The sequence below is a fragment of the Streptomyces krungchingensis genome (assembly GCF_054729265.1).
In genome coordinates this window covers 5,121,740-5,141,019 of record NZ_JBPUKY010000001.1, presented here as the reverse complement: position 1 = coordinate 5,141,019, position 19,280 = coordinate 5,121,740, and the positions used below count along the sequence as shown (strand labels likewise).

General features: G+C 71.4%; 14 protein-coding genes, 1 tRNA gene and 2 pseudogenes. 8 read left to right on the top strand and 9 right to left on the bottom strand.

Annotated elements, in window-relative coordinates:
- Positions 1-162 precede the first annotated feature (162 nt).
- The 3 genes from cysS to ACSYGO_RS22550 all read left to right on the top strand — a co-directional run bounded on the left by cysS (position 163) and on the right by ACSYGO_RS22550 (position 4,410).
- Positions 163-1,563 carry a cysteine--tRNA ligase gene (gene cysS, locus ACSYGO_RS22560; RefSeq protein ID WP_426681516.1) on the top strand — a complete coding sequence of 467 codons (1,401 nt, stop codon included), beginning with the start codon at positions 163-165 and terminating at the stop codon, positions 1,561-1,563.
- 99 nt (positions 1,564-1,662) lie between these two features.
- On the top strand, positions 1,663-2,604 hold the full coding sequence (gene rlmB, locus ACSYGO_RS22555; RefSeq protein ID WP_426681517.1) for a 23S rRNA (guanosine(2251)-2'-O)-methyltransferase RlmB: 942 nt from the start codon (positions 1,663-1,665) through the stop codon (positions 2,602-2,604).
- Positions 2,605-2,721: 117 nt separating this feature from the next.
- Complete coding sequence (locus tag ACSYGO_RS22550; RefSeq protein ID WP_432172539.1) at positions 2,722-4,410, top strand: DoxX family protein; 1,689 nt, start codon at positions 2,722-2,724, stop codon at positions 4,408-4,410.
- 131 nt (positions 4,411-4,541) lie between these two features.
- Here ACSYGO_RS22550 and ACSYGO_RS22545 read toward each other — a convergent pair whose 3' ends face one another.
- The 3 genes from ACSYGO_RS22545 to ACSYGO_RS22535 all read right to left on the bottom strand — a co-directional run bounded on the left by ACSYGO_RS22545 (position 4,542) and on the right by ACSYGO_RS22535 (position 7,225).
- A complete protein-coding gene (locus ACSYGO_RS22545) occupies positions 4,542-5,273 on the bottom strand; it encodes a nucleotidyltransferase family protein (RefSeq protein ID WP_028805686.1) in 732 nt (243 codons plus the stop codon).
- Between the two features lie 130 nt (positions 5,274-5,403).
- Positions 5,404-5,862 carry a hypothetical protein gene (locus tag ACSYGO_RS22540; RefSeq protein ID WP_095935143.1) on the bottom strand — a complete coding sequence of 153 codons (459 nt, stop codon included), beginning with the start codon at positions 5,860-5,862 and terminating at the stop codon, positions 5,404-5,406.
- Between the two features lie 226 nt (positions 5,863-6,088).
- A complete protein-coding gene (locus tag ACSYGO_RS22535) occupies positions 6,089-7,225 on the bottom strand; it encodes an ABC transporter ATP-binding protein (protein WP_426681519.1) in 1,137 nt (378 codons plus the stop codon).
- A 216-nt stretch (positions 7,226-7,441) separates the two neighbouring features.
- Here ACSYGO_RS22535 and ACSYGO_RS22530 point away from each other — a divergent pair.
- Positions 7,442-7,515 (top strand) — tRNA-Thr (locus ACSYGO_RS22530).
- An 81-nt stretch (positions 7,516-7,596) separates the two neighbouring features.
- Here the strand turns inward: ACSYGO_RS22530 and ACSYGO_RS22525 are convergent.
- Positions 7,597-7,890, bottom strand: a pseudogene (locus tag ACSYGO_RS22525) (tyrosine-type recombinase/integrase); the annotation flags it as partial.
- A 977-nt stretch (positions 7,891-8,867) separates the two neighbouring features.
- Here ACSYGO_RS22525 and ACSYGO_RS22520 point away from each other — a divergent pair.
- Positions 8,868-10,124, top strand: coding sequence for a hypothetical protein (locus ACSYGO_RS22520; protein WP_426681520.1), 1,257 nt, complete (start codon positions 8,868-8,870; stop codon positions 10,122-10,124).
- 261 nt (positions 10,125-10,385) lie between these two features.
- A complete protein-coding gene (locus ACSYGO_RS22515; protein ID WP_432172541.1) occupies positions 10,386-12,431 on the top strand; it encodes a cell wall-binding repeat-containing protein in 2,046 nt (681 codons plus the stop codon).
- 60 nt (positions 12,432-12,491) lie between these two features.
- Here the strand turns inward: ACSYGO_RS22515 and ACSYGO_RS22510 are convergent, their stop codons facing one another.
- From ACSYGO_RS22510 to ACSYGO_RS22500, 3 genes and pseudogenes are all read right to left on the bottom strand, one after another.
- A complete protein-coding gene (locus ACSYGO_RS22510) occupies positions 12,492-12,749 on the bottom strand; it encodes a hypothetical protein (RefSeq protein WP_460387406.1) in 258 nt (85 codons plus the stop codon).
- 184 nt (positions 12,750-12,933) lie between these two features.
- Positions 12,934-13,311 (bottom strand): annotated as a pseudogene (locus ACSYGO_RS22505) (calcium-binding protein); the annotation flags it as partial.
- A gap of 269 nt (positions 13,312-13,580) precedes the next feature.
- Positions 13,581-14,498, bottom strand: coding sequence for an aminoglycoside phosphotransferase family protein (locus tag ACSYGO_RS22500; RefSeq protein ID WP_460387404.1), 918 nt, complete (start codon positions 14,496-14,498; stop codon positions 13,581-13,583).
- A 106-nt stretch (positions 14,499-14,604) separates the two neighbouring features.
- Here ACSYGO_RS22500 and ACSYGO_RS22495 point away from each other — a divergent pair, with 106 nt between their 5' ends.
- The gene (locus ACSYGO_RS22495) at positions 14,605-15,264 is read left to right on the top strand and encodes a rhomboid-like protein (protein ID WP_460387402.1); all 660 of its coding nucleotides are present in this window, start codon (positions 14,605-14,607) and stop codon (positions 15,262-15,264) included.
- A gap of 10 nt (positions 15,265-15,274) precedes the next feature.
- Entirely contained in the window at positions 15,275-16,681 is a 1,407-nt protein-coding gene (locus ACSYGO_RS22490) for an NAD(P)/FAD-dependent oxidoreductase (RefSeq protein ID WP_460387400.1), read from the top strand.
- A gap of 40 nt (positions 16,682-16,721) precedes the next feature.
- On the opposite strand, the gene ACSYGO_RS22485 is transcribed toward ACSYGO_RS22490, so the two are convergent.
- Positions 16,722-18,230, bottom strand: a complete 1,509-nt coding sequence (locus tag ACSYGO_RS22485; protein ID WP_426681524.1) for an MFS transporter — start codon at positions 18,228-18,230, stop codon at positions 16,722-16,724.
- 53 nt (positions 18,231-18,283) lie between these two features.
- Positions 18,284-19,264: a zinc-binding dehydrogenase gene (locus tag ACSYGO_RS22480; RefSeq protein ID WP_426681525.1), complete on the bottom strand. Its 981-nt coding sequence runs from the start codon at positions 19,262-19,264 to the stop codon at positions 18,284-18,286.
- Positions 19,265-19,280 lie beyond the last annotated feature (16 nt).

Genomic DNA, 19,280 nt, shown 5'->3' with positions numbered 1-19,280 from the left:
AGGGCGGGGACCCCGGACCAGGGCCGACCTGCCGGGGTGTCACCCTTCGGAGACCCGGGACGGGCCCGACCTGCCCGGGTGTCACCCCTCCATGTCACGAATACGTGCCCCTTGAGCCGGAAGGGTCGCGGGGCACTACCCGGGGGCCACTACCCTGGAGTGGTGACTATTCGCCTGTACGACACCAGCGCCCGGCAGATCCGTGACTTCACCCCGCTCGTGCCGGGTTGCGTCTCGATCTACCTGTGTGGTGCCACCGTGCAGGCAGCGCCGCACATCGGGCACATCCGCTCGGGCCTCAACTTCGACATCATGCGCCGCTGGTTCGAGTACCGGGGCTACGACGTGACGTTCATCAGGAACGTCACGGACATCGACGACAAGATCATCACCAAGTCGGCCGAGCAGGGCCGCCCGTGGTGGTCCATCGGCTACGAGAACGAGCGCGCCTTCAACGACGGCTACGACGCCCTCGGCTGCCTCCCGCCCACCTACGAACCGCGTGCCACCGGCCACATCACCGAGATGGTCGAGATGATGCGCGGTCTCATCGAACGCGGCCACGCCTACGAGGCCGACGGCAACGTCTACTTCGACGTGCGCTCGTTCGAGGGGTATCTGTCGCTGTCCAACCAGGAGCTGGACAACCTGCTCCAGCCGTCCGGCGAGGGCGAGACCGGCAAGCGCGACCCGCGCGACTTCGCCATGTGGAAGGCGGCGAAGCCGGGGGAGCCGAGCTGGGAGACGCCGTGGGGCCGCGGACGCCCCGGCTGGCACCTGGAGTGCTCCGCCATGGCCCACAAGTACCTGGGCTCCGCGTTCGACATCCACGGCGGCGGGATCGACCTGATCTTCCCCCACCACGAGAACGAGATCGCGCAGGCCAAGGCCTTCGGCGACGAGTTCGCCAAGTACTGGGTGCACAACGCCTGGGTCACCATGAGCGGCGAGAAGATGTCGAAGTCGCTCGGCAACTCGGTGCTCGTGAGCGAGATGACCAAGCAGTGGCGGCCCATCGTGCTGCGGTACTACCTGGGCACCCCGCACTACCGCTCGATGATCGAGTACAGCGAAGAGGCCCTGCGCGAGGCCGAGTCGGCGTTCGCGCGCATCGAGGGCTTCGTGCAGCGCGTGATGGAGAAGGCGGGCGGGGTCGTGGCCCCGGCCGACGAGGTGCCGCCCGCGTTCGCCGAGGCCATGGACGACGACCTGGGCGTCCCGCAGGCGCTCGCCGTGGTGCACACCACGGTGCGTCAGGGGAACTCCGCCCTGGCCGCCGACGACAAGGAGGCCGCCGTCGCGCGCCTCGCCGAGGTCAGGGCCATGCTCGGCGTCCTCGGACTCGACCCGCTGGACGCGCAGTGGGCCGGCGAGGGCGACCGGGGCGAGGACCTGCACGGCGTCGTCGACACCCTCGTACGCCTCGTGCTCCAGCAGCGTGAGGCGGCCCGCGGCCGCAAGGACTGGACGACCGCCGACGCGATCCGCGACCAGCTCAACCAGTCGGGTCTCGTCATCGAGGACAGCCCCCAGGGGCCGCGCTGGACGCTCGGACCGCGCTAGCGGCCCGCTCCGTCGACCTTGATCGATTGTGCCGCCCGGGCCTCCGGGCGGCACACTTCATATACGTACATACGCACGCTTCACACAGACAGGTAGGTCATGGCCGCTAACAACCGCCGCATGTCCGGCAAGAAGGGCGCGCAGATCGGCAGTGGCGGTCAGCGGCGCCGTGGCCTGGAGGGCAAGGGCCCGACCCCGCCCGCCGAGATGCGCAAGGGACACAAGAAGAACCGCCTCGCCACCGCCAAGACCAAGCAGGCGCAGCGCCGTCCCGCGCCGCGCGGCCGGGGCGGCAAGGGCACCTCCGAGATGGTCGTCGGCCGCAACCCCGTCGTGGAGGCGCTGCGCGAGGGCGTGCCCGCCACCACGCTGTACGTCCAGCAGTTCATCGACAACGACGAGCGGGTGCGCGAGGCGCTCCAGCTCGCCGGCGAGCGCGGCGGCATCCACCTGATGGAGGCCCCGCGCCCCGAGCTCGACCGCATGACCAACGGGCTCAACCACCAGGGTCTCGTCCTCCAGGTCCCGCCGTACGAGTACGCGCACCCCGAGGACCTCGCCGCCGCCGCGTACGACGAGGGCGCCGACCCGCTGATCGTCGCCCTCGACGGGGTGACCGACCCGCGCAACCTGGGTGCCGTGGTGCGGTCCGTCTCCGCCTTCGGCGGCCACGGTGTCGTGGTGCCCGAGCGGCGCGCGGCCGGCATGACCGCCGGTGCCTGGAAGACGTCCGCGGGCACCGCGGCCCGTACCCCGGTCGCCCGCGCCTCCAACCTGACCCGCGCCCTGGAGGCGTACAAGAAGGCGGGTCTCATGGTCGTCGGCCTGGCCGCGGACGGTGAGGTCGAGCTCGGCGAACTCGAAGCGCTCGGCGGCCCCGTGGTCATCGTCGTCGGCAGCGAGGGCAAGGGACTCTCCCGACTCGTCGGCGAGACCTGCGACTTCCGTGTGCGGATCCCGATGCCGGGTGGCGCCGAGTCGCTGAACGCCGGTGTCGCGGCGGGAGTTGTGCTGTACGAGGCGGCACGGCGGCGCGCCTGAACAAGCGTGCGCGTCGTCACCCCCGCGGGTGGATCCGGACGTTCCGGACGACCTTGACGCGGTCCGGACAGATGGGTGCGGTCAAAGCAGTGTCCTAAACACACATCACTCGGTTAGATGAGTGTGGACACCAGAACACCCCGCACACCCACGGGGGACCGCTCGTCGGGATTCGACGACGCTCCCGCGCTGAGCATGGTGAAGGTGCCGAGCGATCCGGCGCAGGTCATCGTCAATCATGCGAGCTTCCGCGTGCAGCTAGGCGCCCCGGCGCGGAAACAATCCCCGCGCATCGCACGGCACTTGAGCTCCACCGGCGACGCCGCGCGCATCCCTGCCGTCGGCACGGCGGGCAGAGCGGGGTCGGCGGCCGGGGGCCGCCGCCGCGCACCCGTCGTCTGGAGCGGGCGGTCCGCCCCGGACGACACCGGCGCCCACCGGCTGCTCCAGGCCGTACGCGGCTCCAGCGTGGGTCCGGCCGACGCCGGGGCGACCCAGGTCATCCCGCGCGTCGGCGAACACCCCGGCTACGGAGCCGACATGGGCGTCGACACCGTCGAGACGCCCGTCGTCGGCAGCCAGCGCACCCCGGAAGCCGGTGAGACCCGGCTGCTGCCGCGCATGCGCACCGTGGGCAGTGCATACGACGAACCCCCTTACACCGACGACCAGTTCGACGAGTACGAGTACGGGTACGAGTACGAGGACGAACTCGACGAGGCGGACGACGAGGACCAGGACGAGCGGCGCGGCTCCAGGGCGGCGTCGGGAGCCTCCTCGGGGAGCGTCCGGCACGCCTACTTCCCCGGCCGCCGCATGAACCTCGGGGTCGTGCTGCTCCCGCTGCGCGTCTTCCTCGGATTCATCTCCATCTACGCCGGCATGGGCAAGCTCTGCGACCCCGTCTACTTCGACGGCGGCAAACGCGGCTCCATGGTGAAGTGGCTCAACACCCTGCACCCCTGGGAAGTCGCCGAGCCGCTGCGTCAGTTCGCGCTCCAGCACCCGGTCGGTGCCGGTCTCGTCATCGCCTTCTTCCAGGTCATCGTCGGCGTCCTCACGGTGCTCGGGCTGTGGCAGCGGGTCGCCGCCGTCGTCGGCGCGACGCTGTCCGCCGCCCTCATCGTCACCGTGAGCTGGAAGACGGTCCCCGCCTACGACGCGCCGGACATCATCTACCTCGCCGCCTGGTCCCCGCTGATCATCGCCGGGGCCCCCGTCTACTCCGTCGACGGACGTCTGTCCGGCGAGGCCTGGCGCACGCTCGGACCGCGCGCGGAGCTCGGGGAGCTGCGACGGCGCGTGCTGCGCCGCGGCGCGCTCGTGTCGACCGTCGTCGTCGGCCTCACCCTGCTCATCGGCTCCCTCCTCGGCGGTGCCGTCCGCGACGCCGGCCGCGTCGTGGTGCCCGGCCCCGGCGAGGCGCCGCGCAACGAACTGCCCGGCTCCCCGCTCCCCGAGACGCCGGGCGAGCGCCACCACAAGGCGTCCCCGTCGGCCTCCTCCGAGGCGCCCACGCAGGGCAGCTCCTCGTCCCCGTCGGGCGCGGCGGCCACCACGCCGGGCGCGACCCGCGGCAGCGGCACGGTCACCAGCGGGCCCAGCCAGACCCAGGGCACCGGCCAGGCCCCGCCCCAGCAGTCCTCCCCGGTGGACCAGGCCCCGAGCACCAGCGCGGGACCGACGTCCGGTGGCGGCACCGCGAGCGGCGGCACCACCGGAGGTTCGACGGGCGGCGGCTCCGGCAGCGGCGGCGGCAGCTCCTCCGGCGGCCAGCCGGGCCTGGTGGGCGGCCTGCTGGGCTGACCCCACCGGCCGCCGGTCCGACGCCCTGTCACCGGGGTGGACGCCGTCCGGCCAGGACGACGAGGGGCCCCGCACGGAACATCGTGCGGGGCCCCTCGTCGTCGTACGGGGTGTGGCCGGGCGAGGGTCGCTCAGCGCCCCAGAGCCGCGAGCTCCTTGGCCGCCTCGGTCAGGTCCTTCGCCGTGTCGATGGCACGCCAGTAGGCGCCCTGGGGGATCGGGAAGCCGGCCAGGCGGCGTTCGCGGGCCAGGTGCGGGAACGTGGTGCGCTCGTGGTCGCCGCGCTCGGGGAGCAGGTCGGCGAACTCCGGCGAGAAGACGTAGACGCCCGCGTTGATCTCGAACGTGGAGGGCGGGGCCTCGATGAAGTCCGTGATGTGGCCGAACCCGTCGGTCTGCACGGCGCCCCACGGGATGCGCGGCCGGGCCAGCGCGAGGGTCGCGACGGCGTCGCGCTCGGCGTGGAAGTCCGCCATCTCGCGCAGCGAGAAACGGGTCCAGATGTCGCCGTTCGTCGCGTACCAGGGCCTGTCGGGGTGAGGGAGGTGCGCGGCGGCGTACTTGAGGCCGCCGCCGCGGCCGAGCGGCTCGGTCTCGACGACCGTCTTGACGGTGACCGGGAGGTCCGCGGAGTCCAGCCACTTCTGCAGGACGTCGGCGAGATGGCCGCAGGAGATGACGACGTCGGTGACGCCCTCCTCGGCGAGCCAGGTCAGCTGGTGCCCGATGATCGGGGTCCCGGTGCCGGGGATCTCGACCATCGGCTTGGGCCGGTCGTCGGTGTACGGGCGCAGCCGGGATCCCTGGCCGCCGGCCAGGACGACGGCTTGAACGGGGCGCGACGCGGCGTTCGGATCGGTCATGCCCGAACTGTACGTGGCGCCCCGCTCGTGGATTCCGGCGGCAACCGTTCCTCGATCAGCCGTTCCGCGGCGGCCCTGGACGGGCCGTTCCGCGACAGCCGCCGCCCGTCGAGCGGGGGAGCGCCGCGGCTCAGAGACGGGTGGTCGCGACCCCGGAGGCGAACGAGGTGTCGCACACCGGGCGGGCGAAGGACTGGGCGCGCGTCGGGCCGTAGGCGCGGACGGCGGCCCGGCCCAGCGCGCGGGCGATGGAGACGCAGTGCTTCGCCAGCGACGGCCGTCCGTTCACCGCTTCCTGGAGATGGGTGAGGGCGACGCCCGGATCCTTCTCCTGGAGCTCCAGGAGCAGCTTGTCGCGCAGGACGTCCTGGGGGGTGCGGGAGGCGGCCCGGGTGGAGACATCCGCCGACGAGGCTTCGGCCGCGGTGAGCACCGAGTCCGCGGGGTTCCCCGACCAGTTGACTCGGGTGACCGCGAGGGTCCCGGAGAGCACCAGGACGACAGGCAGAACGAGGGCGAGGGTGCGGCCGATCCGGCGGGCGGGGCCACGGCCACGCCGGGTCCGTTGGTTAGTGGTGGAGTGCTTCACGCGAGTGAGGGTAGCGCGGGGTGATGATTTGGCGACATTTAGTCACCGGTTCGGGGGATGGGGAATCGGCATTCTTTGGGTAGTGGGTTGACGCACACGTATCGAAATGCCCGGTCTGCCGGGGTATTTGTCGACAACGAAGAGGGCCCCGCAGCAGGCTGCGGGGCCCTCTTCGTCAACTTGGGTGAATTCCACCCTTGCGGGTGTGGAATCCGCCTCGGCGGTGTCAGTCGGAGAGACGCTCGCCCGTCGAGGTGGAGAACACGTGGGTCTCGCCCGGACGCGGCACGACGTGCAGCGTGGCGCCCTTCTCCGGGACCGCGCGGCCGCTGACGCGGACGACGAGGTCCTTGTGCTCGTCGCCGACCTTGGCGCTGCCGTAGACGTAGCCGTCGGCGCCGAGCTCCTCGACCACGTTCACCGACACGGCGAGGCCGGCCGGGGCGTCCTCGGACTCCTTGGAGAGGGTCTTCGCGGCGCCGCCGTTCTGCTCGACGATGTCGAAGTGCTCGGGGCGGACGCCGACGGTGACCGTGCGGTCGCCCTTGTCGGCGGCGGCCTTGAGGGCCTCGCGGTTGACCGGGACGACGCTGTTGCCGAACTTCACGCCGCCGTCGGTGATCGGGACCTCGACCAGGTTCATGGCCGGAGAGCCGATGAAGCCGGCGACGAAGAGGTTGGCCGGGCGGTCGTACATGTTGCGCGGCGAGTCGACCTGCTGGAGCAGACCGTCCTTGAGCACCGCCACGCGGTCGCCCATCGTCATGGCCTCGACCTGGTCGTGGGTGACGTAGACGGTGGTGATGCCGAGGCGGCGCTGGAGCGACGCGATCTGCGTACGGGTCGAGACGCGGAGCTTGGCGTCGAGGTTCGACAGCGGCTCGTCCATGAGGAAGACCTGGGGCTCACGCACGATGGCGCGGCCCATGGCGACACGCTGGCGCTGACCGCCGGAGAGGGCCTTCGGCTTGCGGCCGAGGTACTCGGTGAGGTCGAGGATCTTCGCCGCGTCCTCGACCTTCTGGCGGATCTCCGCCTTCGGCACGCCGGCGATCTTGAGCGCGAAGCCCATGTTGTCGGCGACCGTCATGTGCGGGTAGAGCGCGTAGTTCTGGAACACCATCGCGATGTCCCGGTCCTTGGGCGGCAGGTGCGTGACGTCGCGGTCGCCGATGCGGATGGCTCCGCCGTTGACGTCCTCGAGCCCCGCGAGCATGCGGAGCGAGGTGGACTTGCCGCAGCCGGACGGACCGACGAGGACGAGGAACTCGCCGTCGGCGATCTCGATGTCCAGGCCGTCGACGGCGGGCTTCTCGGAACCCGGGTAGATCCGGGTCGCCTTGTCGAACGAGACAGTGGCCATGGTGAATGGGCCCCCTTCACCGGCAGGAACGTGCCGGACGATCCGTTGTAAAGGTGGTGGTGTAGTCCACAAGGGTGAACTGGGTCAGGACGCTACCTGGCGTTCACGTGGTCTGTCAGCACCCGGAGCCCTGTGAACTTCGCGGAAATTTTCGACGGGGCCCCGCGGGGAGGTGGGTACACTGCACGGGCACGCCCGCGGTGAGCGCGCGTGCAGGCCTCCTTAGCTCAGCTGGTCAGAGCGCCGCTCTTGTAAAGCGAAGGTCGTCGGTTCGAATCCGACAGGGGGCTCCGTAGTCAGACAGCGCAAACGCCCCGGCCGATGATCGGTCCGGGGCGTTCGACATCCACAGGTGACATCAACCGGGGCGGTCACCCACGGTCGAGGCGGCGCCTGAGCAGGCGGTCCATGTGGCTGATGGCCTCGCGCTGCGTGTCCGATGTCACGTGCGTGTAGACGTCCATTGTGATGCTGATCTGGCTGTGGCCCAAGATCTCCATGACCACGCGGGGCGCGACGCCGGCCGCCGTGAGCAGCGTGGCGCAGCCGTGCCGGGCGTCGTGCAGACGGATACGCCGAAGGCCCGCTGCGGCGGTGATGCGGAAGAACGACCGGTTGATGTTCTGCGGGTCGATCGGGCGGCCGGTGCGGGTGGTGAAGACGTGCACTCGGCCCAGGTCCTGCCATAGGCGAACTTGCGGGCGCGGGCGCCGTCCGGCTGGAGGACGTGGACGGCGCACTGATAGCGGCCGTCCTTGCGCTTGGTGATGGTGTCTGCCCCGTTGGGGTTGCGCTTGCGTTGGCCGGCCATCAGGCAACTCACCGCCCCCTACGGCGACGACCACTGCAACCGGGGCGGGAGCGGCGCGACCGGGCCGACCGGGCCCCAGGGCGACCCCGGTGCAACCGGCCCGCAGGGCATCCCCCGCGCCACCGGACCGTGCCGCGTCGGTCCCCACAGTTGCAGCAGCCCCCCTGGCTCCGCAGCTCCAGGCGGAGTTGATCGAGCCGTAGACAGCTCTACCGGCGGAGCCGGCCGAGAGAAGTCCCCTCGGCCGGCCCGCTCCGGCAGGTCAACCGACAGGCGTCCCCGACTGGTTCACGGTCTACGCCGTAGATGACACCCCTCCGCGGACAGCCCTTAGCTGGGACGAGACCTCCGGAGGAGTCGGTCGAGGTGGTGGCAATGGTCCAAGTCGCAATAAACCCGGAGTTATCGTTGGGTTTTTCCTGGTCGTGTCGAGCCCTGGATTTCAACAGTGTCAGGCTCGACTTCAAGGGCCCCGGCTGGACCGTGTCCAGGACCGCAAGCCCCGCACCGGCGGGGCTCTTCACTTGGGTGGGAGTCCACCGTGGAGCGTCAACAGGCTGTACGGGTCCCGCTCTTGTGCCCTGCCGATCACTGACCGAGGCTCTCCCGAGAAGAGTCCGTGCCCCCTACTCGGCTTCAAGCCGAGTAGGGGGCACGGACGGCGCGGGCGAACACCGCCGCCAACAGACGGGTCGTGCTACTGCGGCGGAGGGTGTTCCGAGGACCATGGCACAGCGGTGTGGCGTGTCTGCGTGTCCCTGACCTGTACGGCTGTAAGGGTTCGGCGAACGATCGTCCATGACGACGGGGTGACTCCGACCGATGAGCGCGATGCCGACTGATGTCTGTGCCGAGCCCGCACAACACGACAGCACACCTCCGGCCGCGCCGGTCGACCTGCACGAGCAGTCGCGCAGGCTGGTACGGCGCTATGGGCCGGCGGTCGGGTGCTACGCGGTACTGAAGCTGGTCGGCTTCGGGGTCTTCATGTGGCTGGTCGACTACTCCGGCTACCACCTCACGAAGCAAGCGCGCCTGGGCGGCGGTGCCCACCCGTGGGACGTGCTCGGTTCCTTTGACGGCTGGTGGTACCAACAGGTCGCGGAGTTCGGGTACAACCCCCAACTGGTGCCGATCATCGGTTCCCCCTGGTACACGTTCCAGGCGAATTCGGCCGCGTTCTTCCCGCTCTACCCGGGCCTGATGCGCATGGTCTCGGAGTTCACCGGTCTCGGCCTGTACGGCGCCGGGATGCTGGTGTCGGTGGTCGCTTCGCTGTGCGCCGCGGCCGGTATCTTCGCCGTCGCGGAGCGGCTCGGCGGGGTCCGGACCGGTGTGATCGCGGCGGGCCTCTGGGCGGTCGTCCCGGGATCCGGCGCGGAGTGGGCGGTCTACTCGGACTCCACCTTCATCGCGCTCGCCGCGTGGTCCTGCTACGCCGTGATGACCCGACGGTGGATCGCTGCCGGACTGCTCGCCCTGGTGGCCGGACTCAACCGGCCGACCTCGGCGACGCTGATCGCAGCGGTGTGCCTGGCGGCGCTCGCCGCACTTCTGCGGCGCACGGACGGAACCAGGCGCCCTCTGGCCGCGATGGCGCTGGCTCCGCTCGGGCTGTTCGGGTATCTGGGCTGGGTGAACTGGCGTATGGGTGACTGGGGCGGCTACTTCAAGCTCCAGAGGGGAGCCTGGCTGCACTACTTCGACTGGGGCCAGCACAATGTCACCGTGATGCGGGGCATCCTGCTCGGCCACGACGATGATCTCTTCGCCGCGCTCATCCCCGATCTGCTGGCGGCGCTGATCATCATGGCGTTGCCGATCCTGATCGTCCTGTTGGTGCGGCTGCGCCCGCCCGCCGTTCTGATGGTCCACACGCTGCTCACCATGGCCACTGTGCTCGGCAGCCACCAGATGTTCTGCAATGTCGCGCGCTTTCTGTTGCCCGCCTTCCCGTTGCTCATCCCGCTGGCGATTGCCCTGAGCAGGCTTCGCGGACCTGCTCTGGCAACTGTCCTCGGCACCTGCGCTCTCGCCTCCGGCTGGTTCGCCGGATTCGCGATGTTCGAATTCGGTGGCGCCCCATAGCAGCGGCCTGCCGCATGCCGCCCGGCGTGCGCGGTGACCTGCTCTCCTGGCTCGGGCGCACGGCGGAGGCGCGCGAGGAGTTCGTCCGGGCCGCGGGCCCCGCGCGCGACGAGCGGAAGGCAGCTGCTGTCCGGCCGCGCGGCCGCATGCGTAACGTGATCACTTTCCCCCGAAACTCTGTTCCCATGCGTCTCGGTGGGTCCTACAGTTGCTCAGCCCCTGTGTGGGGCCTGTGTTCGTGATCCATGGGGGGTCGACAACTTGAGACTGTTCACGCGCCGCCGTGCCGCGGCGCTCGCGACCGCGGCGGCGCTCGCCGCGGTGGGCACCCTGGCGAGCGCTCCGGGCGCCGCCGCGGACGACGCCGGGCCCTGGCCGGGCACCGAGGGCAAGATCCTCACCGACGGCCCGACGCTGGTCGATCCGGCCACCGGAACCGCCACCCAGGTGGGCACCCGCACGGGGAGCTACCCGGCCTGGGCCCCGGACGGCAGCCGGATCGTCTCCGAAGCGGGCCAGCTCGCCAGCGAACGGCCCGACGGCAGCTCGCGCTTCAGCCTGCCCTGGGCGGCGGGGGTGCGCTCCAGCGCCGAGCAGAAGGACATCACCTTCTGGTGGGGTGGCCGGTACGTCGTCTACTCCACCGGCGGCCAGCTCGTCTACGGCCCCTCCGACGCCTCGTGGGCCCCCAAGCCCCTGCTGTCGGCCGCCCAGGAGCCGTCCACCGTGTGCGACGAGGACCCGACGGTCAGCCCGAAGGGCCTGGTGGCCTTCTCCCGCCGCATCAACTACGGCTGCTACGACAACGACGGCGTCTGGGTCTACGACTCGTCCGCGAACACGGTCAAGCGCGTCCTCACCGACGCCGCGCAGCCCGCGTTCTCCCCGGACGGCACCAAGATCGCCTTCGTCCGCAACGTCGACGGCGGGCTCAGCCGGCTCTTCACCGCGAACGCCGACGGCACCGGCGTCAAGCAGATCACCACCGACGGCCGCGGCTACGCGAACCCGTCCTGGTCGCCGACCGGTACCCGGATCATCGCCGACGTCCACACCTCCGGCGACAGCGCCGACGTGCACACCACGGAGTACGTCGACGTGGCCACCGGCGCGACGACCGCGGTCCGCGGCACGCCGAGAGGCAGCAACCCGAGCTGGCAGCCGCTGCGCAAGAACTCCGCCGGCCGCGTCTGGGGCTCCGACGTCTACGGCAGCAACATCGCCTCCTCGCGCTGGACGTGGAACACCTACGGCGGCACCAAGGTCCCGGGCCTGATGGACGCCAAGGCCGCCGTCCTGATCAACCGGGACGACTCGGCGTACTCGCTCACCGCGCCCGCCCTGGCCGGCAAGAAGCACGGCCCGGTCCTCGGCACCACCAAGAGCGGCCTGACGACCGCGGTGAAGAACGAGCTGAAGCGCACCCTGAAGCCGGGCTCGAACGTCTACCTCATCGGTGGCACGTCCATCCTGACCAGCACGGTCTCCTCGCAGGTCACCTCGCTCGGCTTCACCCCGAAGCGGCTGTCCGGCACCGACCGCTACGCCACCTCGGTCGCCGTCGCCAAGTCGGTGACGAGCAGCCCGAAGTACGTCTTCCTGGCCACCGGTACCGACTACCACTCGGCGCTAGCGGCCGCCTCCGCTGCCGGCGCCGACGGCACGAGCAGCGCGGGCGGCGTCGTGCTCAACAACGGCAACTCGCTGACCTCGTCGGTGAAGTCGTACCTGAACAGCCTGAACCCGAAGAACACCATGATCATCACGGTGGGTACCTCGGCGAAGTACGCGCTGACGCACACGTACTTCTCCAACTGGCCGTCGACGTACACGTACTACCCGATCACGGGCTCGACGAACGAGGCCACCTCGGTCGCCGTCGCCAAGTTCTGGTGGACCGCGCCGAGCACGGCGGCGCTCGCCTACACCAACTCCTGGCGCGGCGGGGTCTCCGCGGGCGCGGCCATGAACGTCTTCGGCCCCGTCCTGTGGACCGCCAAGGACAGCCTCTCCAGCGAGGTCAAGAGCTACCTGCTGCGCGAGTCGGCGAGCACGAACTCGGTGTTCGCGTTCGGCGGCACCGGTTCGGTCGCCAAGGCCGCGCTGGACACCGCGGGCGCCGCGATCAGCGCGAGCGCGAGCCAGTTCGTGTACCACCCGTACTACGACGGCGTCGTCACGGCGGCCTCTCAGCAGAGCACCTACGCGGCCCGCACCAACGGCGGCCAGCCCGCCACGGTCGCCCGCACCGGCCCGACCGGCGCGGACCCCCACCTGGACTCGCTCAAGACGGTCCAGCACCAGTAGTGCGGCTGGGCGGGGGCGCCGATCAGCACGGTCGGCGCCCCCGCCACTCGGGCCGGAGGATCAGCGCGTGACGTAGACCGTCGCCTGGGCCTCGGACGCGTCGTGCAGGTCGTCGCCCGGCCAGCTGACCGTGTAGGTCACCTCGCGCCGGGCGCGCGGAATGTCGTCGATGGTGAACGTGCCGTCCGCGGCGACGGGCACCGACGACAGCGTGCCCGTACCGAGCTTGTCGGTCCGTGCGACCTTCAGCACCGCCCGGTCCGGCAGCGCCTTGCCCTGCGCGCTGAAGGTGCCGGGGCGCGGGTGAGGGCGATCCATGTGGTCATGGACACCGGTCGGTGGTGACGGCGGTTGCGCCCACCGACGTGGTCGGCAGGCGCAAGCACTCCGGAGGCGTGCCCGCTGCGTGCCCGCTCCGGCTGCCCTCGCTCCCCTGCGGGAGAGCGAGGGCACCTTCATGTGATCGCGGTGCGAGCGTGAGCTGTCGGGAGTGACGTCCGGGTTATCGGACGTCCACGAAGTCGCCGGTCGCCTTGGCGGCCGGGGTGGTGGAGGTGCCTGCGAAGTTCCAGCGCCAGTAGCCGTCCTCGGACGCGGGGACCGTGGTCGTCAGGTTGCCGATGCTGGAGGTGTACACGGTCTTGACGGTCGTGTAGGTCGTCGTGCCGGCCTTGCGGAACTGGAGCTTGACCGGCTGGTTGGTGTAGCCCAGGTAATCGAGGTTGTCCCAGTCGGCCCGGGTGAGCCTGCCGGTGACGGTGAGGGTCTTTCCCTTGGCAATCGGTTCGGGGCCCGCGTTCACGGTGAGTTTGGAGTCCCGCTGCAGACGGGTCGTGGTGTAGCTCGCCGATTGGGTCCAGCTGTCGTCATTGGCCACCCCCTGGCGTCCACGCCGCCTCGGCGTTCATGGCCGGCGTCGCCGTGACCGCGAATCCCGGCCGCCGCGGCGACAGAAACGTCGGCAAGAACACGACGCCGCACCGCACGCCGGTGACGTGCTGCACGCGGAGCCACCCTCATCCCCTGTTCATTCCCGTGACGTGGGCACAGCCGTCACACAGGCGGCCCCTAGTACCCAGCGCACCTGCATGCTCGAACGTCACATGCGGTACGGGCAGGCGTCGGAGTGGTCGGGTCCGCGTCCCGGCGTCACCGGCGCAGCAGACGCCCGATCTCCAGCTGCACGGCGTCCAGCGGGCGCCCGTCCTCGATCTCCCACAGGCAGTTCTGCAGTACCCGGGCCAGCGTCCAGGCGCGGGCGCGCTCGCGGTCGAGGCCGAGGACGCCGGTCAGCGCGTCGAAGCGCCAGCGCACCTCGCCCGGGTCGTAGCGGTTGTCGAGGGCCGGCAGCAGGTCGAAGCCCGGATCGCCCGCCAGCGGTTTGGGGTCGATGGCCAGCCAGTCGGCGCGGTCGGAGGCGAGGACGTTGTCGAAGTGCAGGTCCCAGTGCAGGAGCCGGTCGCCGGGCTCGGGCAGCACCTCGCGCACCGCGGCGGCGCAGTCCCGGACCAGCCGGCGGTCGGCCGGGCCGGGGACGTGTGCCAGCGCCCACGGGACCTGTTCCAGCATGGCGTGGGCGACGTCCCCCAGTCGGCGCAGTCCGGCGGGAGCGGGTACGGCGGTGAGGCGGGCCAGCAGTCCGGCGATGACGAGGACGGCCTCGCGGGCGTCCGGGAGGCCGGTCAGCAGGCGTGTCTCGTCGAGCCGTTCGAGCAGGAGCGTGCAGGTGGACGCGTCGTGTTCCAGGAGCCGCACCGATCCGTCGCCGTCCCACAGGCGCAGGGCGACGGGCTCGCCGGCGCTCTCCTCGTCGAGGAGCTGCAGCTTGAGCGCGGCCCGTGCCGGACCGCCGCGCTCCTGGCCCGGACGGGACCCGTGGCGTACCACCGGAAGGACCAGTGCGCTCACCCCGTGCATGGCGGGCCCGTCGAGGCTCAGATCCCACAGATCGAGGAAGTGGGCCGCCCGCCGGGGCAGGCCGGCGACGAACGCGCGGCCCGCGGCGCCGTTGAACTTCTCCTGCGCGGCCGCCAGCTCGTCAGGCACGTCGATCACCTTGCCGACCATACTTGCTGGTGTGAACCGGGTCGCGCGCACGAGGAGCCGGGGCCGTGGCGCGGAACGGGGCGGCCCGGTGGGAGCGCGCGTCCACGTCCGCGGTGGCCTGGGAAGAGTGCGCGCCCACGTCCGCACCGGCCTGGCGAGAGCGCGCGTCTACGTCCGCAGCGCCCCGGGGACGTACATCTGGCTGCTGGTCCTGTTCGTCACCACGGTCGCCCTGCACCGCATGTCGCCGGATTTCGAGGAGGACTTCCTGCGGCAGCGCTCGACGAACATCCACGAGCTGTCGAACGATCCGCTGCGGGTGCTGATCTCCAGCGCGATGTGGATCGACAGCGGGCACTGGCTGCCGTACGCCGCCCTCTACACGGTCTTCCACGCACAGGCCGAACGCTGGCTCGGCACCGCGCGCTGGCTCGTCGTGTGCGTCGCCGCGCACGTCCTGGCGACGCTCGCCAGCGAGGGCGCCCTGCTGCGGGCGGTCAACGAGGGGATCGCCCCGTACGCGTCGCTCAACACGCTCGACATCGGGGTGAGTTACGCGCTGGCGGGGGTGATCGCCGTCCTGACGTACCGGATCGCCCCGCCGTGGCGGTACGCGTACGCGGGCGTCGTCCTGCTCGGCTACGCCGCTCCGCTCACGGTCAGCCCCACCTTCACCGATTTCGGGCATTTCATCGCGGTGCTGATCGGTCTGGCGTGCCGTCCGCTGACCCTGGGCCGCGGAAAAGCATGGAATCCGAAGGAGACACTGGCCACGCTCAGGCGTTAACGTCCCGGCCATGAGCAGCGCAGTCAGCGGTGTCGTCAACGGCGGCATCTCCTTCTGGTACGCGGACGACGGCCTCCCCGTGACGCGGGAGCCCCTCCCCGGCGACGCGACCGCCGACGTCGTCATCGTCGGCGGCGGATACACGGGCCTGTGGACCGCGTACTACCTGAAGAAGGCGGCGCCCTTCCTCCGCGTCACCGTGCTGGAGCAGAAGTTCTGCGGGTACGGGGCCTCGGGGCGCAACGGCGGCTGGCTCTACAACGGCATCGCGGGCCGCGACCGGTACGCGAAGCTGCACGGACACGAGGCGGCCGTGCGCCTCCAGCGGGCGATGAACGACACCGTCGCCGAAGTGGTGCGCGTCGCCTCGCAGGAGGGCATCGACGCCGACGTCCACCAGGGCGGCGTCCTCGAAGTGGCCTACACGCCCGCCCAGCTGGCCCGGCTGAAGGCCTTCCACGAGCACGAGCTGTCGTACGGCGAGAAGGACCGCGAACTGTACGGCGCCCGGGAGACCGCCACGCGGGTGCGGGTCGCGGACGCGGTCGGCTCGACATGGACCCCGCACGGGGCCCGGCTGCACCCGGTGAAGCTGGTGAAGGGGCTCGCGGCGGCCGTCGAGGAGCTCGGGGTCACCATCCACGAGCAGACACCCGTGACGGAGATCCGGCCCCAGCACGCGGTGACGCCGTACGGGACCGTCCGCGCCCCGTACGTGCTGCGCTGCACGGAGGGCTTCACCGCGAGCCTCAGGGGCCAGAAGCGCACCTGGCTGCCCATGAACTCCTCGATGATCGCGACGGAGCGCCTGGCGCCGGAGCAGTGGGAGGCCATCGGCTGGGAGGGCCGCGAGACGCTCGGCGACATGGCGCACGCGTACATGTACGCGCAGCGCACCGCCGACGACCGCATCGCGCTGGGCGGGCGCGGGGTCCCGTACCGCTTCGGCTCGCGCACCGACAACGACGGGCGCACCCAGCCGGCGACCGTCGAGGCCCTGCGCGAGATCCTCGTGCGCTTCTTCCCGTCGCTGGCGGGCGTACGGGTGGAGCACGCCTGGTCGGGGGTGCTCGGCGTGCCCCGCGACTGGTGCGCCACCGTGACCCTGGACCGCTCCACGGGCCTCGGCTGGGCCGGCGGCTACGTCGGTTCCGGGGTCGCCACCACCAACCTCGCCGCGCGCACCCTGCGCGACCTGGTGCAGCAGGACTCGGGCCAGTCGGGCGCGACGGATCTGACCGGGCTGCCGTGGGTCGGCCACAAGGTCCGCAAGTGGGAGCCGGAGCCGCTGCGCTGGATCGGTGTGCACGGGATGTACGCGACGTACCGCACGGCGGACCGCCGCGAGCGGACCACGCACAGCGCGCGGTCGTCGCGTCTGGCGCAGGTGGCGGACCGGGTGGCCGGGCGGCACTGACCGGCCGGAGCCGGGCCGCGGCCGCCCCGCCGGGGTGCCGTCACCCCACCGATTCCGGCACCGGCGCGTTCGAGGGCAGGCGTGCCGGGGGCTTCGCGGTGACCATGAGGCCCGCGACCAGCCCGGCCAGGAGCATGATGCCGACGGCCCACCAGATGGCGACGGTGTAGCCGTGCACGATGCCCTCCCGCAGGACCAGTTCCCGGTGTGCGGCATCGCCGAGGTGGGCGGCGACGAACGCCGTGCCGCTGGTGGTGGCGACGGTGTTCAGCAGCGCCGTGCCGATCGAACCGCCGACCTGCTGAGACGTGTTGACCGTCGCGGAGGTCACGCCGGAGTCCCGCGGGGCCACCCCGGCGGTCGCGGTGGCGAAGACCGGCATGAAGATCAGGCCCATGCCGAGGCCCATCAGGACCAGTCCGGGCAGCAGCCGGCTCGCGTACGCGGAGTCGACCGTGATCCGGGTGAAGACGAACATGCCGCCGGCCGCGAGGACCGTGCCGGGGACCATCAGCACGCGGGGCGCCACCCGGGGCAGCAGCCGGGCCGATATCTGCGTCGAGCCGATGATGATCGCGATCGTCAGGGGCAGGAAGGCCAGGCCCGTCCGCACGGGCGAGTAGCCCAGGACGACCTGGAGGTAGTAGGTCAGGAACAGGAACATGCCGAACATGCCGATGACGGCGAGGGTCATCGTCAGGAAGCAGCCGGCGCGGTTGCGGTCCTTGACGACGTGCAGCGGCAGCAGCGGGCTCGGGGCCCTCGTCTGCCAGCGGACGAAGGCGGCCAGCAGAACGACGGCGAGCGCGAACAGCGACAGCACCAGCGGATCCGTCCAGCCGCGCGGTTCCGCCTCGCTGAATCCGTAGACGAGGGAGACCAGTCCGGCGCAGCCCAGCACCGCGCCGAGGACGTCGAGCCGGGCGCCCTTCTGTGCCGGGCTGTCGCGCAGCAGCGTGTACGCGCCGAGGACCGCGGCGACGGCGATCGGGATGTTGACGTACAGGCACCAGCGCCAGTTCAGGTACTCGGTCAGCAGGCCGCCCGCGATGAAGCCGATCGCCGAGCCCGAACCCGCCAGCGCGCCGTAGATGCCGAAGGCCTTCCCGCGTTCCCTCGGGTCGGTGAACGTGGTGGTCAGCAGGCTCAGCGCCGAGGGGGCCAGCACGGCGGCGAAGGCGCCCTGGAGGGCGCGGGCGCCGAAGAGCATGCCGGGGCCGGTGGCGGCGCCGCCCAGCGCGGACGCGCCCGCGAAGCCGATGAGCCCGATGACGAAGGTGCGTTTGCGGCCGGCCAGGTCCGCGATCCGGCCGCCGAGCAGCAGCAGACCGCCGAAGGCCAGGGTGTACGCCGTGATGACCCACTGCCTGTTGCCGTCGGACATGCCCAGGTCGTGCTGAGCGGAGGGGAGCGCGATGTTCACGATGGTGGCGTCCAGCACCACCATCAGCTGTGCGAGGGCGATGATCACCAGGCCCCACCAGCGGTGGGGGTCGGTGCCCGGGGCACCTGCGGGAGCGGCGGATTCACCTGTTCGGGTGCGGCTCACTTGCCCAGAAGACCATGGATCGGTAGGGGTCGCATCTCCGGTCCGGTGCTTGATCACGGCTCCAGCACCACCTTCCCGATCGTGCCCCGGGACTCCAGGGCGCGGTGCGCGGCGGCCGCCTCGGCGAGCGGGAAGCGGGTGACGGCCGGGGCGAGGCGGCCCGCGGCGGCTTCGGCGAGGGCGCGCAGTTCCAGGGTGCGTACGGGGCTGGGACCACCCGCCTTCCGCAGCATCGCCGGGCCGAGGACCTGCTCGGAGACACCGTCGACGAGATAGGCGGAGCCGTCCTTGATGCCTTCGCCGGACCAGCCGAAGACGATGTGCCGGCCGCCGGGGCCGAGGAGGGCGACGGCGGCGCGGGCGACGTCGCCGCCGACCCCGTCGAAGACGACCGTCGCCGTGCGGGTGCCGAGGAAGTCGCGCACCTGCCCGGGCCAGGCGGCGTCCGTGTAGTCGAGGGCCAGGTCGGCGCCGTTCGCACGGACCCGGGCCACCTTCTCGGGCCCGCCGGCGAGGCCGATCACGGTGGCTCCCGCATGCCGCGCGTACTGCACGAGGAGCGTGCCGATGCCGCCCGCCGCCGCGGGCACGACGGCCACGGAACCGGGGCCGAGGTCGGCGAACTGCACGATCCCCATGGCCGTGCGGCCCGTTCCGATCATGGCGACGGCCTGGGCGAAGTCCAGGTTCTGCGGGATCTCGTGGAGGCGGTCGGCGTCCGTGACGGCGAGCTCCGCGTAGCCGCCGGGTGCGAAGCCGAGGTGGGCGACGACGCGCCTGCCCAGCCAGAGCGCGGCGACGCCCTCGCCGATGGACTCGACGGTGCCCGCGACCTCGCGGCCCGGGATCGTCGGCAGCGGGGTGGGCTCGGGGGCAGGGCCCCGCACGCCCTCGCGCAGGGCCGCGTCGAGGAGGTGGACGCCCGCCGCGGCGACGGCGATACGGACCTGGCCGGGGCCCGGCTCGGGGTCCTCGGCCTTCTCGTACGTGAGGTTCTCGGCCGGACCGAAGGCGTGCAGGCGGACGGCGTGCATGGTGGGCTCCTCCCGG

Excerpts from the sequence above, each read along its gene's own strand:
- rlmB (WP_426681517.1), top strand. The coding sequence starts at position 1,663 with ATGGCCGCTAACAACCGCCGCATGTCCGGCAAGAAGGGCGCGCAGATC.
- ACSYGO_RS22550 (WP_432172539.1), top strand. The coding sequence starts at position 2,722 with ATGAGTGTGGACACCAGAACACCCCGCACACCCACGGGGGACCGCTCG.
- ACSYGO_RS22545 (WP_028805686.1), bottom strand. The coding sequence starts at position 5,273 with ATGACCGATCCGAACGCCGCGTCGCGCCCCGTTCAAGCCGTCGTCCTG.
- ACSYGO_RS22535 (WP_426681519.1), bottom strand. The coding sequence starts at position 7,225 with ATGGCCACTGTCTCGTTCGACAAGGCGACCCGGATCTACCCGGGTTCC.
- ACSYGO_RS22520 (WP_426681520.1), top strand. The coding sequence starts at position 8,868 with ATGCCGACTGATGTCTGTGCCGAGCCCGCACAACACGACAGCACACCT.
- ACSYGO_RS22510 (WP_460387406.1), bottom strand. The coding sequence starts at position 12,749 with ATGGATCGCCCTCACCCGCGCCCCGGCACCTTCAGCGCGCAGGGCAAG.
- ACSYGO_RS22500 (WP_460387404.1), bottom strand. The coding sequence starts at position 14,498 with ATGGTCGGCAAGGTGATCGACGTGCCTGACGAGCTGGCGGCCGCGCAG.
- ACSYGO_RS22490 (WP_460387400.1), top strand. The coding sequence starts at position 15,275 with ATGAGCAGCGCAGTCAGCGGTGTCGTCAACGGCGGCATCTCCTTCTGG.
- ACSYGO_RS22480 (WP_426681525.1), bottom strand. The coding sequence starts at position 19,264 with ATGCACGCCGTCCGCCTGCACGCCTTCGGTCCGGCCGAGAACCTCACG.